Below are 12,472 nucleotides of genomic sequence, written 5' to 3' on the forward strand. Positions count from 1 at the left end.
ACATGAAACTCGGCTACTTTGGAACCCCGGAACATTCCGCAAAACTTTTACAGGCATTGATCGACTCGAAACTTGCGGAAGTTTTGTTCGTCGTAACCAATCCCGATCGCCCCAAAGGAAGAAGCAAAACGCCGGAACCGGGTGCGGTAAAAAAAATCGCGCTCGCGCACAATCTTCCGGTCTTTCAATACGAATCGATCAAAAAGGAAAAAGAAAAAGCGATCGCCGATTTCGGTTCCTTTCCGGCGGATCTCTACGTTGTATTCGCGTATGGTTCCATTCTTCCCAAAGAAGTGTACGCGCACGCACCTCTGACCTCGATCAACTTACACGGTTCTTTGTTACCGGATTTACGAGGTGCTTCTCCGGTGCAAACCGCTCTCTGGAAGGGTTATAGTCGATCGGGAATCACGATTCAATACATTGGCGAAAAGATGGACGAAGGGGACATTCTCGTTTCCAAGGAAGTGGAAATTTCTTCGGAAGACAATACCGGAACCTTGATGGATAAGATCACCGACGCGGGTATCGAAGCGATTCTCCAGCTCTTAAAAGAATTCAACGGAAAACCTTTCTCTGCGACTCCGCAAGATCACGAGAAAGCCACTTACTGCGGTAAAATCAAATCCGAGGATAGAATTTTGGATTGGAACCTTCGAGCGGAAGAACTTCACAATCGAATCCGCGCCTTATACCCGGACGCTGTGGGAACTACCACGTTCCGAGGAAAAAGGTTGAACATCCTCAAAACAAGACATTCTTCCCTGCCTCCCGAATCGAATCCAGGCCCTGGCAAATTGAAACGGTTGGACAAAAAAGGCCTTCTTACACAGTGTGGTGATGGTAGATTTCTGGAAATTCTGGAATTGCAACCGGAAAATAAAAACAGGATGTCTGCATCCGATTTTCTCAACGGTTTCAGAATCCAAGAAGGGGAAACATTCGGGTGAATCAGGAACAAATCAAAGAAAAGTATCTTCCAATCGGAGGTTACATCTTATTCTTAGCGGCCGGTCTTCTTTTATTTTTCAGCGCGGCCTTCTTAGTCGTATTCGTTAGAACCAAAAGTACGGCAAAGGTAATCATTCCGGACCTGATCGGAAAATCCTATCCGGAAGTTCACAACGAACTCAATCGTCTTCAACTCAAAGTGCGTCTGGAAAACAAACGTTATCCGGACAAAACAGACGGAATCATCCTTTATCAATCCATTCGTCCCGGAAGAGAAATCGAAGCGGGAAGTAAAATCGTTCTTACCGTAAACGTAGGACTCGATCGTCTCATCGTTCCCGATGTCAGAGGACAATCCATAGACTCCGCAAGAGCCAATCTCCAAAAAGTTCTTTCGGGAGAAACCTATGTGGAAATGCAGATCGGCGGGATCACTTACATAGAACCGCAAGCGGATCAACTTCCGAATACGGTCATCGATCAAATTCCGGAGGCCGGTAAAAACACCTCTGCGAGAGAAAAAGTATTCTTACTCGTGACCAAGGCTCCGAGCAAAACCAAGGAAGAATTTTCCCCGACTTCTTTCCAAGGAGCTTCCTTTCCCTTGGTTCAAAAAAGTCTGACCCGTTCCGGAATCAAAAGTAGAGTGGAAGAAGTCGTTCATACAAGGGTTCGTTCCGAAAACGGGCTCGTTTCCTCCGCAAGACTCGAAGGGGACGAAATCCGTTTCAAAGTATTTTATTTCGAACCGGAACTCGCCGTGGAAAGCGGATACGAATTGTTTTCGTACGAGGTTGGAGACGACGGAAATTACAAGGCCGTTTTAAAATCTCCGAATCAGGAAGAAGCCGACGTTCTGACTCTTCCCGTTACTCTCAAAGACGGTGAAAAATTCCAAACCGTCTTCTATCGAAAAGGAACCGCTAAGTTGACTTTGCTCGACGCAACCGATTCCAAAGTAAAATCTAAATCCTACGAGAGTGAACTTTGAAAATCTCCGCATCCATCTTAGCTACCAAACTTACAGAACTCGGAAAAACCGTTCCCGATTACGATCCGAAGGCGATCGATCTCATGCACATGGACGTGATGGACGGAAATTTCGTCCCTCAGATCAGTTTTGGAGAAGCGCTCAGCAAAGAAGTAAAAGCGCTCACATCGATTCCGTTAGACGTTCATTTGATGGTTTCCAAACCGGAGAATCACGTCGCAAAATACTACGAACTCAATCCTTATTGTATTACCTTTCATATCGAGACGACCGACTTTCCAGTAAGACTCGCTCAGGAAATCAAAAGCCACGGAACCAAAGTAGGAATTTCCTTGAATCCGGGAACTCCAGTTTCTCACTTAGAAAACGTTCTGCCTTATGTGGATCTGATCCTTCTGATGACCGTGGAACCGGGCTTTTACGGACAAAAGTTCATCGCAAACGGAATGGAAAAAATCCGCAAAGCGAAAGAGCTGATCGGATCCAGAGCGATCGAACTCGAAGTGGACGGGGGCGTAAACGATACCAACATCCAAGAGTTGAAGAAGAACGGAGTGGATATCGTAGTTGTCGGAGCCGGACTTTATAAAACGGGAAATCCCGTAGACAACGCAAAGAATCTCAAATCTTTGGCAAAGTAAAGAACCTCGTCTTTTCTGTCAGATCATTTCTTGACAGGGGGACATATTGTCCAATATTGGTAAAAATCATGCATTCTTTTTTCGATCGTCCTCGATCCGAAAGTATAGAATGGGTTAAAAGGAAAATATCCCTTGGTAAAGCTTAGATTACAAAGAACTGGAACCAAACACGATCCTCATTATAGAATTGTCGCCGCGGACAGCAGAGCTCCTAGAGACGGAAAGTTCGTGGATATCGTGGGTCATTATCATCCAGCGCAAATCAAAGAACAAACTACTTTCAATAAAGAAAAAATTCTTACCTGGCTAAAAAACGGCGCTCAACCAACTGGAACCGTTCTGAACCTGTTTAAAAACGCAGGAATCTGGGCAGAATACAAAACCACTCTGAAGAAGTAATGGAAGAATTACTGAAGTACATTGTTGCTTCTCTCGTTGAATTTCCCGAAGAAATCGTAATTCGGGAAATCGAAGGAGAAGAACAAAACATCATCGAACTCAGAGTTTCCCCGAAAGACGTGGGAAAGGTCATCGGTAAGAACGGTCGTATTGCAAAATCCCTGCGCGCGATTCTTACTGCGGCTTCCGTTAAAGCAGGAAAAAACTTCTCCTTAGAAATCATTGACTGAAGAGTGGATTTCACTCGGACAATTGGGCAAACCCTTTGGAATCAAAGGGTGGCTGCGTTTGAACGTCCGAGAATCGGCTCTCACTGAAATCAAACTTCCGATTTCTCTCAGACTTACAAAACCTGATCCGAGTTTCCAACCGAAAGAAATTACTCTTTTGGAAATCCGTCCACACAGCGGAAAGTTCGTAGTTCGTTTCGAAGGTGTTTCCACACCGGATGAAGCGGAAAAGTGGATCGGCGGAATTCTTCATTTACCGCAAAACAAACTTCCAAAGATCAAAACCAAGGACGAGTTCTACATTCGAGAACTGATCGGTCTAAGCGCAATCGACGAGTCGGGTAAGAATTTAGAATGGAAACTCACCGAAGTTCAAGACAATCCCGCGCATCCGATTCTTATCTTTGCAAAACCGGAAGGGGAAGAAGTTTTGGTTCCTTTCATACACGTTTTTGTGGGTGAAGTCGATCTGCAAAAGAAGACGATCGTTTTGATACAACCGGAGGTTTGGAATGAAGTTTAATTTCATCACACTCTTTCCCGAAAAGATTCAGTCTTATTTCTCCGAAGGTCTTCAACAAAAGGCGATCGAGTCAGGCGTATTCTCCGTAAACGTAATTCAGTTAAGAAATTTCTCGGGGAACAAACACAATCGCGTAGACGACACGATTTACGGCGGCGGGCCGGGAATGCTCCTTCGTGTGGAACCGATCCACAAAGCGCTTTCATCCTTAGGAGAAGATAAGGGAATCGTAATTCTCACATCTCCATCCGGAGTTCCGTTTCACCAAGGCATCGCAACCAAACTCAAAGAGTCGGGAAAACCGATTACTTTCATTTCCGGTTACTATGAAGGAGTGGATCACCGTGTAGCAGAACATCTAGTTGACATGGAAATGTCCCTTGGAAATTATGTATTATCTGCCGGGGATTTGGCCAGCATTTGTATAGCGGATGCGGTGTCCAGACTTCTGCCGGGTTTTTTAGGCGCAGGGGAAAGCCTTCTGGATGAATCACACAATCATCCAGATGTATTGGAATATCCGCAATTTACAAAACCCTCGGAATACAATGGATGGAAAGTTCCTGACGTCCTGCTCAGCGGCAACCACGCACAAATAGAAGCGTGGAGGGAACAAAATAGAAAGAAGATCGACCCCGATCAAGAGAGGAAATTATGAATCAACTTTTAAAAGAAGTATTAACTCCGGACGCAGAAAGAAAACAAAACTTTTCCGTAGGCGACACTGTAAAAGTACATTATAAAATTGTTGAGTCTGGAAAAGAAAGAATCCAGGTTTATGAAGGGGTCGTTATCTCCATCGCAAACGAAGCAAACGGAAAAACTTTCACGGTTCGTAGAGTTTCCTACGATATCGGTGTGGAAAGAATTTTCCCATTGTTTTCCCCGAGAATCGCGAAAATCGAACTCATCCGCAAAGGTAAAGTAAGAAGAGCGAAACTTTATTACCTGAGAAATCTTGCTGGTAAAGCGGCTCGTATCAAAGAACTCAAGGGCGGTAAAACACTCGTGAGTGAAGATAGAAAAAGACAACAACAAGAGGAATCTGCGGCGGCGGCAAAGTCTGCGGCTCCTGCGGCGGAATAATCCGGATTGCCGGAATTCCCAACTCGTTTTGAACCGGAAGAAAACCGGTTTTACTCAGACTCGATTCCTTGTGGGATCGACGAAGCCGGAAGAGGTCCTTATGCGGGGCCTCTTTCTGTTGCACTGGTCTCCTTTTCCCAAAATACGCTCACTCAAATTCTGGAAGGAAAGATCCTCCAGGGATTGACCGATTCCAAAAAACTCTCCGAAAAAAAAAGGGAATCTCTTTACCCGGAAATTCTCAAAACCGCTCAGATCTCTTATCGAACTTTTCTAAGTCCGAGTTATATCGATAAGGAAGGGATCAACCGAGCCGTTTTGGAAGGGATTCGAAGATGTTCCAAACTCGCGATTCGAACCGCCCAATCGACGTTGCCCCTCCAACTTCTGATCGACGGGAATTATAACTTCAACCGTTATCCCGAATGGAAGTTTCTCAAAAGCCGTTCTTCCTTTTACACAAAAGGAGATCTAAGAATCGTAAGCATCGCGGCCGCCTCCATTCTCGCGAAGGTGGATCGGGATCGTTATATGATCTCCTTATCCAAAAAATATCCGGACTACCGGTTCGACCAACACAAGGGATACGGAACAAAACTTCACGAGGAACTGATTCTTCGCCACGGACTTTCCGATATTCATAGAAGAAGTTTTACCGGAAAATTTCCACAGCCTCTCTCATAGTCTAATCATTGAACGAGTGAACAAAAGGCTCGAGAATTTTTCGGTCTTCACGATGTCGTACATGAAACTTTCTGCAGACTTTCAAACTGGAAATTTAAGACTTCTTTTTGGAAAAGAATCCGATCCCTTAAATTCTCAGCTTGCCGGTTTACCTTTGAACCGAAACGTCAAAGGGATCGTTCTGGAAATTTTTCCCGGAGGAGCCTGGATTTCCATTGGAGGAAAAAAGTTGAAAACGACCTCCGACTCGGGTCCCTTGTTCGTGGGAGAAATTCTCACGTTAGCCGTAAAGTCGGGAAAAAAAGGGATAGAACTGAGGATCTTAGAAAGAGAGCTGAAAGGAAACGAAAATTCTCCATACAAATTGGAAACGATGGGAATGAGCGTTCGGGAACTTTCCGAGAAAATGAACGGAGCAGATTTTAAGGACGCTTCACCGGAGACATCCTTGTTCAAAGTTTTAAAAACCTATTATCCTTTTTTAGAATGGAATTCCGAATTACCACATTTTCGTTGGGAGTTTCCCGGAGGAAATGCGGAGGGAACCTACGACCCGCAAGAGGAAACTAAAAAATTCCTATTTCGAATTCAGACCGAAAAAACCGGAAAGACAATGGTTCTATTCTTATGGAAGGAAAACTCGGGAGAAGATCTGCAAATCAACGCCACTTTTGATAATTTTAAAATGTACTTGCATGCTTGCCAAAACAAAGAAAAATTTAAGAGAATTTTAATGGAATCGTCAGTGAGCTTTCAGGGATACAATTTGGCTTATAAATCTTCCCTGACTCAAAAGGAATGGAATGCGTAAATGATCAGTGTTGCCCTCAAATTCATCCCAAACAAAGACAACGCGCCCGTGATCACCGCTTCAGCCTCAGGCCTTTTGGGAGATTTAGTTCGTAAGATCGCGCATAAAAATTCCGTTCCGATCGTTGAGAATCCGATTCTTGCAGAATCCCTTTCCGATCTTCCCGTTGGATCGGAAATTCCCGAAAATCTTTACAGAGCCGTAGGTGCGATCTTTTCTATGATCCTGGAGTTGGATTCAAATTCCGGAAAAAGGGAAATGTTAAAATGAAGAAGTTAGCAGTATCCGAACTTAAGCCGGGAATGAGATTCTCAAAACCCGTTTACTTAGATAAGGAAAATTTATTTATCACTTCAAACACTCCCGTGACGGATAGCGACTTGGATCGTTTGAATAAGTTCGGAATTAGAGAGGTTATGACTGCGGGAGAAATTCTCCAGCTCGGCGGAAACACTTCCTCGGATCCGGAAATCCTGGAAACAAGCATAGACGATATCATCATCAATACGGTCGTAGAAGAAGAGTTACAACCCCTCAAAGCGGTTTACGATAACTTGAACCGAATCAAGGTTACGTTCGGAAATCTCTTCCGAGAAACCACACAGATCCTTCAGGATGTTTTTAAAAAAACCTTGGACGAAAAGCCGTTGGAGGTCACCCCGGTTCGCGAGATCGCGGAACGTTTGACAGACTTCGTAAGAAGCAATCAAAACATATCCTATCTGATTCTTGCGAACAACCCGACCGGTTATTATCTCTACAATCAGATCACAAACGCGACCTTCTATTCCTTGATCCTCGGAAAACTTCTGGAATATTCCAGACCGAAGATGATCGATCTTGGAATCTCCTGTCTTTTAGCGGACATTGGAATGTGTAAGGTTCCGTCCGCCGTTTCGGAAAAAAACGAACAACTGACGGACGAAGAATTCAAGACGATCATGAAACATACGATTCTGGGTTATCAGATTCTTTCCCAAAAGATGAAACTGAAAAATAACCTCGCGATCGTCGCGCTTCAACACCACGAACGATACGACGGAAACGGTTATCCTCAAAAGTTAGCCGGAACCGCGATCGAGGAACAGGCGAGGATCTACGCGATCGCGGATAACTTTTCCGCGCTTGTAACCAATCGTCCCCACAGAAAGAAAATTCTTCCTCACGAAGCGATCAAATCCATGATCAGCATGGATGTGGGAAAATTCGATCTCAAGCTGGTAAGATCTCTTCTCAACCATCTTTCTTTGTATCCGGTAGGATCTTGTATCGAACTTTCGGATAAAAGAATCGGAGTTGTTTTGGGCCCGAACCCGGATAAACCGATTCGCCCCTGCATTCGTATTATAAAAGATGAATATGGTGAAATGGTCCGCCATCTGATCCTGGTCGATCTTTTGAAGGAAACGAACCTTTTCATTTCTCGTCCGGTGGATCTTCAGGAAATCAGCGCGTAAATTCTTCCCTTTGCGGTCGATTCGAAAAATCAAGGGATACGAGGGAGAATCCATCGCTTCCGATTTTTTGATTTCGCTCGGTCATATGATTGTTCAAAGAAATTACCGCTTCGGTCGCGCCGAGATCGACATAATCTCAAACAAAGAAGAAGTCCTTTATTTTACCGAAGTCAAGTTTTGGAAAGAATTCCACGAGTTCGATCCGTTATTCGCGTTTAACCAGGCGAAACAAACGAGGATGAGAAAGGCCGCCGAAGGGTTTATCGCGCGGAATGGTTCCTTTCAAAATCATTTTGTCTCATTCTGTCTTGTCTCCGTAAATGCAAAAAAGGGATGTGAATATTATCCTGACCTCTTCTGAAATAGTACGTTAAGGTACTTCCAACAAGCACCGAATTCTTAAATTGTCTGCGGGTTCTCAAGGAAGAGAGCCTTAAATCGTTACAAGGAAGTAACTATGAAGAGCATCACGATTTTAGGGAATCTGGCCGAATCAGATGATTTTGGTCCGGATCCGGTCATCCTCCGGAAACGGGGAATGCCGGTAAAAAAGCGAAAATTTGAGGATTATAAAAAGAAATTGGAAGACCCAAGCTACATCGATTTTGCGATCGATAAGATTGCTATGGAAATCTCCCACTTTCTTGCAAAATAGACTTCTCGCTTAACGGGAATTAAGCGACGGCCCTGTTTTCTCCGTAATTTCCGGCATTCTGGAAATTCAGGGCCTCTAGAAGGTGATTTTCTTCCACACACTCTTTCTCCTCCAAATCCGCGATCGTCCGAGCCACTTTTCGAATTTGATTGAACTTACGAACGCTCAGCTTTCTTTTTTTCATTTCCTTTTCTAAAATTTCCTCACAAACGGAATCGAACTGAAGATAGGAATTTACGAAACTTCCTCTGAGTTGTCCGTTAAAATAAAATTCGTTTCCAAGATAACGTTCCTTTTGGATCCATGCGGCTTTTTGAATGCGTGCCTTGGTTTCCTTCAAAGAAACCGGTATTCGTTTTCGTTCTTTCTCTTTTTCCTCATTGAGAGGATACATACGAACTTCCAAATCGATCCGATCTCGGAAAGGACCGGAATAGGGCGCCTGATATTTTTTGATTCTATCCTTGCTACAGGAACAGCTTTCTCCCTTCACGTCGTAAAACCCGCAAGGACAAGGATTGGTCGCCGCGACCAAAAGAAAGTGCGCCGGATAAACTACGGTTCCGCTGATTCTAGAAACCGTAATCGAACCTTCTTCCATCGGTTCTCGAAGCGTTTGTAATATTCCTGATTTATATTCCGCGAGTTCATCTAAGAATAGAATTCCTCGGTTCGCCAAAGTGACTTCTCCCATTCTCAAATCTCTGGAACCGCCGACCAAGGTAATCTCGGACGTTGTATGATGCGGAGCGCGGTAAGGTCTTTCCGCGATCAATTCTTTCAACGGAGAAATTGCGGATTGAATTTTCAAAATGTCCAAGGCCTCGTTTTCTCCGGGGGAAGGAAGTAAAAGACCGATCATCTTCGAAAGAAGACTTTTCCCGATTCCGGGCGGCCCTGAAAAAAGAATATGATGCCAACCCGCGGCCGCAATCTCGGCCGCCCGAAATGCGACCATCTGATCTTGGTAGAGTTCTATGTCCTTTAAAACTTCCACTTCTCTGATTTGGATTCTGGATTTGGTTTCCGGTCTTTTTCGATTTTCCAAAACGTCTTCCAGTTCTCGTAAGTGTGAAATTCCGAAGACCTCGAATTTTTTGAGCACCGACGCTTCCTCTTGATTGGGAAACGGAAGAATTACGGTATCGTATTTTTCGGAAGGCATTCCCGAAAGAATGGGCAAAACTCCCTTCAAAGGTTTGAGGCTTCCGTCCAGACCCAATTCTCCCAAAAGAAGGGTTCTCTGTAATTTTCCGGAAGGAAAAATCTGTCCGGTCAAAACAAGAATCCCGCAAGCAATCGATAGATCGAGCAAGGTGCCTTCCTTTTTTCTGCCGGCCGGGGAAAGGTTTACGAGAATATTTTGAAACGGACAGGAATAGCCGCTGTTCTCCAGTGCAATCCGGACCCTTTCAGTAGACTCTCGAATGGACTGGGCCGCAAGACCGGTAATCATAAATCGCGGCAGGCCCCGTTTAAGATTGATTTCCACGCCAACCGCAAACGCATCGAGTCCTTCCAGATTGGCGCCCGTCAAACAGATCCAAGAATTTTTCATACTTTGTTCCTCGGGAAGTACGGTTCCGAAACATCCGTTCACGGAAGGGAGAATAACGATTTCGTGTTAGAAAAACGGTCTTGAAATCGAAAAATTAAAGGGGTTTCCGGCCATTTCCAAAAAAACTCCTTTCAAATACGTTTAGCCTCTGTAATTTTGCTCTGAAATGTTTCGTATCACTGTTTTCTTGCTTCCGGCGATCTTTTTGTTCCTCGCCGGATGCGGAAACCGACTGATCCGCAAAGACGTAGTCGCTCAGATCAACGAACACTATGTGGAAAAAATTTATTACCTAACCCAAGACAAAAAGGTCTCCAATACGGAAACCTTTAAAAAGGGAATGCTCGTTCGGATTTACGTGGAATCGACGCCTTCGATGGTGAAGATCAAATGTTATCCTGCGGACCACAAAAGGGAATATGCGATCGGAAGAATGATCATCTATCAATTGAATGATGAATACAGCGGCAAGAAAATTACGATAGAGGATCTGGATAAACTGATAGCCAATGAACTCGTGGAATACAAAAAGAAAAAATAAATCCTCTAGAAGGGTGGGTTCAAGATCGGCCCGACCCGGTTCCGATACTAAAAAGGTGAATGGAAAACTATTTTTTATTCCCCTGATTTCCACATTGGTTCTGACCTCTCTTTCCGCAGATCCGTTGAAGAATTACGACGCGGAGATTTCGGAATACACCAATAAGGATTCTTCCTTTTTTTCCGATAAGGAAGAACGTAAAATCAAACAACTGTTCTCCCAGTCTCCCGAAAACTGGCAGGAAGAAAAGTATTCCCTCAATTATCATAAGGATAAATCCAATTTAGAACTTCCGAGTTTTATCAGCGTCAATAAGATCATCTCCTCGAAGATCGTTAGCCACAGCGGAATCATCTATAAGAATTACGTAGTTAAACCGAAGGATTCTCTTTCTAAAATCGCGAGAGCGATGAAAACCTCCGTGCAGAAAATCAGCTCCGCGAACGGGCTGAAAAAGAATTCCACGCTCCAATTGGGCCAAAGTCTTTCCATTCCAGTTCAAGTTAAGAATGCAAGCCGCGAAAAAGTGGAATTCCGCAAGGTCTTCGTTTATCCGGTCGTAAACGCGAAGGTTACTTCTCGTTACGGAAGAAGAAAGGATCCGTTTCATACAGGATCTGGCGGTTATCATAGCGGACTGGATTTCGGCGGTTCTCAAGGCGCTCCGATTCTCGCTTCAGCGGACGGAATCGTTTCGTTTACGGGAGTCAACGGCGGATACGGAAACACGGTCATCATCGATCACGAAAACGGTTATAAAACCATGTATGCGCATTGCGCGAAAATTACCATCGAACAGGGAACGAGAGTGAGCGCGGGAACGGTCATAGGTGCCGTCGGCAGAACCGGTTCGGCTACGGGACCTCATCTCCATTTTGAAGTTTTTTTAAACGGAAATAGAATCAATCCGGATGTGGCTTTGAGAAAGACGCTAAAGATTGTTACACCTTTAGACCCCGGTAAATTTGCCAGACTGTAGTAGAATGGAAATCGGAACATTTCCGGTTTCCTAAAAAAAATTTACTGATCCGACCCTATGAACGCGATTTTTTTAGAACTCAGGAAGAACACTTTCTATACGCTCATTCCTGTTATATTATTCTTTTCTTATTCTCTCGCGTATCTTTTGAGAGCGGTCATTCTCGCCTTTTTAAATCCAAGCGTTCAAGCCGTAAGTTCCAACGTGAATCCGGTCCGAAAAACGGGACCGGAAACCAACCGAGCGCTTTCTTCGTATGAGGAAATGGTTCAAGGAAATCTAATCCGAGGAATCGTCGCAAGAGCCGGCGAAATCCAAACGGAAGGTGAAATGTCCACCGCACCGCCCGATACCGGAGAAGGTGAGGAAATGAAAATCACCGGAACCTTAAGCGGCCACTGGTCCTTTGCCCGAGTTACAATCGTGGAAAAAGGAAAACCGGATGCTCAGGAATTTGCGACAGGCGAAACCGTCGCCGGATATAAGATCCGCTCGATCGCATTAAACTACGTCGTTTTAGAAAAGGGAGGGATCGCTCTTAAGGTCGAGATAGGTCAGACCCCCGGAGAGGCAAGGGCCAAGTTGAATCCGGACGCAGGAGCCAAAACGGACGGGGGACAACCCGCATCGGCCGATACGATCCGAAAAGTTCTATCTAGACAAGACGTCAACCGGAAGCTGAAAGACCCGGCGGCCATCTATAAGAACGGAAGATTCGGACCCGCTTTGATCAACGGAAAGATAACGGGTTACAAAATCTACAGCGTCGCACCCGATCATATCTTTTACGCTTTAGGTGCAAGGAATGGAGACATCATCAAACGGGTAAACGGGATGCCGTTGACCGAAACCGAAAAAATGTTAGAGATCTGGGGAGCCGTAAAAACTGCCGATAAGATTACGGTAGATGTGGAAAGAGGTAGCCAGATTCTCACCTACGAATTTATTATCAGAAACTAAAAAAAA

At 44.6% G+C, this 12,472-nt stretch carries 18 protein-coding genes; 17 read left to right on the forward strand and 1 reads right to left on the reverse strand.

The window, feature by feature from the left end; genetic code table 11:
• Nucleotides 1–2 precede the first annotated feature (2 nt).
• The 14 genes from fmt (at nt 3) to CH367_RS17590 (ending at nt 8,428) form a co-directional block, all read left to right on the forward strand.
• Nucleotides 3–950: a methionyl-tRNA formyltransferase gene (gene fmt / locus CH367_RS17525; protein ID WP_100763779.1), complete on the forward strand. Its 948-nt coding sequence runs from the start codon at nt 3–5 to the stop codon at nt 948–950.
• The gene (locus CH367_RS17530; protein ID WP_100763780.1) at nt 947–1,942 is read left to right on the forward strand and encodes a PASTA domain-containing protein; all 996 of its coding nucleotides are present in this window, start codon (nt 947–949) and stop codon (nt 1,940–1,942) included. The genes fmt and CH367_RS17530 overlap by 4 nt, the downstream gene beginning before the upstream one ends.
• On the forward strand, nt 1,939–2,583 hold the full coding sequence (rpe, locus tag CH367_RS17535; RefSeq protein WP_100763781.1) for a ribulose-phosphate 3-epimerase: 645 nt from the start codon (nt 1,939–1,941) through the stop codon (nt 2,581–2,583). The genes CH367_RS17530 and rpe overlap by 4 nt, the downstream gene beginning before the upstream one ends.
• A 132-nt stretch (nt 2,584–2,715) precedes the next feature.
• Nucleotides 2,716–2,982 carry a 30S ribosomal protein S16 gene (gene rpsP / locus CH367_RS17540; RefSeq protein WP_002176633.1) on the forward strand — a complete coding sequence of 89 codons (267 nt, stop codon included), beginning with the start codon at nt 2,716–2,718 and terminating at the stop codon, nt 2,980–2,982.
• Entirely contained in the window at nt 2,982–3,212 is a 231-nt protein-coding gene (locus tag CH367_RS17545; protein ID WP_000391865.1) for a KH domain-containing protein, read from the forward strand. The genes rpsP and CH367_RS17545 overlap by 1 nt, the downstream gene beginning before the upstream one ends.
• A complete protein-coding gene (rimM, locus tag CH367_RS17550) occupies nt 3,205–3,735 on the forward strand; it encodes a ribosome maturation factor RimM (protein WP_100763782.1) in 531 nt (176 codons plus the stop codon). Before CH367_RS17545 ends, rimM begins: the two co-directional genes overlap by 8 nt.
• Nucleotides 3,725–4,393 carry a tRNA (guanosine(37)-N1)-methyltransferase TrmD gene (trmD, locus tag CH367_RS17555; protein WP_100763783.1) on the forward strand — a complete coding sequence of 223 codons (669 nt, stop codon included), beginning with the start codon at nt 3,725–3,727 and terminating at the stop codon, nt 4,391–4,393. The genes rimM and trmD overlap by 11 nt, the downstream gene beginning before the upstream one ends.
• Entirely contained in the window at nt 4,390–4,821 is a 432-nt protein-coding gene (gene rplS / locus CH367_RS17560; protein WP_100763784.1) for a 50S ribosomal protein L19, read from the forward strand. Before trmD ends, rplS begins: the two co-directional genes overlap by 4 nt.
• Nucleotides 4,822–4,827: 6 nt before the next feature.
• Entirely contained in the window at nt 4,828–5,505 is a 678-nt protein-coding gene (locus CH367_RS17565) for a ribonuclease HII (RefSeq protein WP_100763785.1), read from the forward strand.
• Between the two features lie 61 nt (nt 5,506–5,566).
• Nucleotides 5,567–6,316, forward strand: coding sequence for a hypothetical protein (locus CH367_RS17570; RefSeq protein ID WP_100763786.1), 750 nt, complete (start codon nt 5,567–5,569; stop codon nt 6,314–6,316).
• Nucleotides 6,317–6,586: an EscU/YscU/HrcU family type III secretion system export apparatus switch protein gene (locus tag CH367_RS17575; RefSeq protein ID WP_100763787.1), complete on the forward strand. Its 270-nt coding sequence runs from the start codon at nt 6,317–6,319 to the stop codon at nt 6,584–6,586. It abuts the gene before it with no gap.
• Nucleotides 6,583–7,773 (forward strand): HD-GYP domain-containing protein, encoded by a 1,191-nt coding sequence (locus CH367_RS17580; RefSeq protein ID WP_100763788.1) that lies wholly within the window; start codon nt 6,583–6,585, stop codon nt 7,771–7,773. Before CH367_RS17575 ends, CH367_RS17580 begins: the two co-directional genes overlap by 4 nt.
• 19 nt (nt 7,774–7,792) lie before the next feature.
• Nucleotides 7,793–8,134 carry a YraN family protein gene (locus CH367_RS17585; protein ID WP_425268867.1) on the forward strand — a complete coding sequence of 114 codons (342 nt, stop codon included), beginning with the start codon at nt 7,793–7,795 and terminating at the stop codon, nt 8,132–8,134.
• Nucleotides 8,135–8,230: 96 nt separating this feature from the next.
• The gene (locus CH367_RS17590) at nt 8,231–8,428 is read left to right on the forward strand and encodes a hypothetical protein (RefSeq protein WP_000836436.1); all 198 of its coding nucleotides are present in this window, start codon (nt 8,231–8,233) and stop codon (nt 8,426–8,428) included.
• Between the two features lie 19 nt (nt 8,429–8,447).
• Here the strand turns inward: CH367_RS17590 and CH367_RS17595 are convergent, their stop codons facing one another.
• Complete coding sequence (locus tag CH367_RS17595; protein WP_100763853.1) at nt 8,448–9,986, reverse strand: YifB family Mg chelatase-like AAA ATPase; 1,539 nt, start codon at nt 9,984–9,986, stop codon at nt 8,448–8,450.
• Between the two features lie 166 nt (nt 9,987–10,152).
• On the opposite strand from CH367_RS17595, the gene CH367_RS17600 reads away from it, so the two are divergent.
• Genes CH367_RS17600 through CH367_RS17610 form a run of 3 tightly spaced genes read left to right on the forward strand, consistent with a single transcriptional unit; the run spans nt 10,153 to nt 12,466 of the window.
• A complete protein-coding gene (locus tag CH367_RS17600; protein WP_100763790.1) occupies nt 10,153–10,527 on the forward strand; it encodes a type II secretion system-associated lipoprotein in 375 nt (124 codons plus the stop codon).
• Nucleotides 10,496–11,506, forward strand: a complete 1,011-nt coding sequence (locus CH367_RS17605) for a LysM peptidoglycan-binding domain-containing M23 family metallopeptidase (protein ID WP_100763791.1) — start codon at nt 10,496–10,498, stop codon at nt 11,504–11,506. Before CH367_RS17600 ends, CH367_RS17605 begins: the two co-directional genes overlap by 32 nt.
• A 57-nt stretch (nt 11,507–11,563) precedes the next feature.
• Entirely contained in the window at nt 11,564–12,466 is a 903-nt protein-coding gene (locus CH367_RS17610) for a general secretion pathway protein GspC (protein WP_100763792.1), read from the forward strand.
• Nucleotides 12,467–12,472 lie beyond the last annotated feature (6 nt).

The organism is Leptospira barantonii (genome assembly GCF_002811925.1).
GTDB lineage: Bacteria > Spirochaetota > Leptospiria > Leptospirales > Leptospiraceae > Leptospira > Leptospira barantonii.

What these genes read in the sequence shown, in the direction of transcription:
- rplS (WP_100763784.1), top strand. Translation starts at nt 4,390, where the DNA reads ATGAATCAACTTTTAAAAGAAGTATTAACTCCGGACGCAGAAAGAAAA.
- trmD (WP_100763783.1), top strand. Translation starts at nt 3,725, where the DNA reads ATGAAGTTTAATTTCATCACACTCTTTCCCGAAAAGATTCAGTCTTAT.
- CH367_RS17545 (WP_000391865.1), top strand. Translation starts at nt 2,982, where the DNA reads ATGGAAGAATTACTGAAGTACATTGTTGCTTCTCTCGTTGAATTTCCC.
- CH367_RS17610 (WP_100763792.1), top strand. Translation starts at nt 11,564, where the DNA reads ATGAACGCGATTTTTTTAGAACTCAGGAAGAACACTTTCTATACGCTC.
- fmt (WP_100763779.1), top strand. Translation starts at nt 3, where the DNA reads ATGAAACTCGGCTACTTTGGAACCCCGGAACATTCCGCAAAACTTTTA.
- CH367_RS17590 (WP_000836436.1), top strand. Translation starts at nt 8,231, where the DNA reads ATGAAGAGCATCACGATTTTAGGGAATCTGGCCGAATCAGATGATTTT.
- CH367_RS17605 (WP_100763791.1), top strand. Translation starts at nt 10,496, where the DNA reads ATGAACTCGTGGAATACAAAAAGAAAAAATAAATCCTCTAGAAGGGTG.
- CH367_RS17595 (WP_100763853.1), bottom strand. Translation starts at nt 9,986, where the DNA reads ATGAAAAATTCTTGGATCTGTTTGACGGGCGCCAATCTGGAAGGACTC.
- CH367_RS17575 (WP_100763787.1), top strand. Translation starts at nt 6,317, where the DNA reads ATGATCAGTGTTGCCCTCAAATTCATCCCAAACAAAGACAACGCGCCC.
- CH367_RS17600 (WP_100763790.1), top strand. Translation starts at nt 10,153, where the DNA reads ATGTTTCGTATCACTGTTTTCTTGCTTCCGGCGATCTTTTTGTTCCTC.
- CH367_RS17570 (WP_100763786.1), top strand. Translation starts at nt 5,567, where the DNA reads ATGAAACTTTCTGCAGACTTTCAAACTGGAAATTTAAGACTTCTTTTT.
- CH367_RS17580 (WP_100763788.1), top strand. Translation starts at nt 6,583, where the DNA reads ATGAAGAAGTTAGCAGTATCCGAACTTAAGCCGGGAATGAGATTCTCA.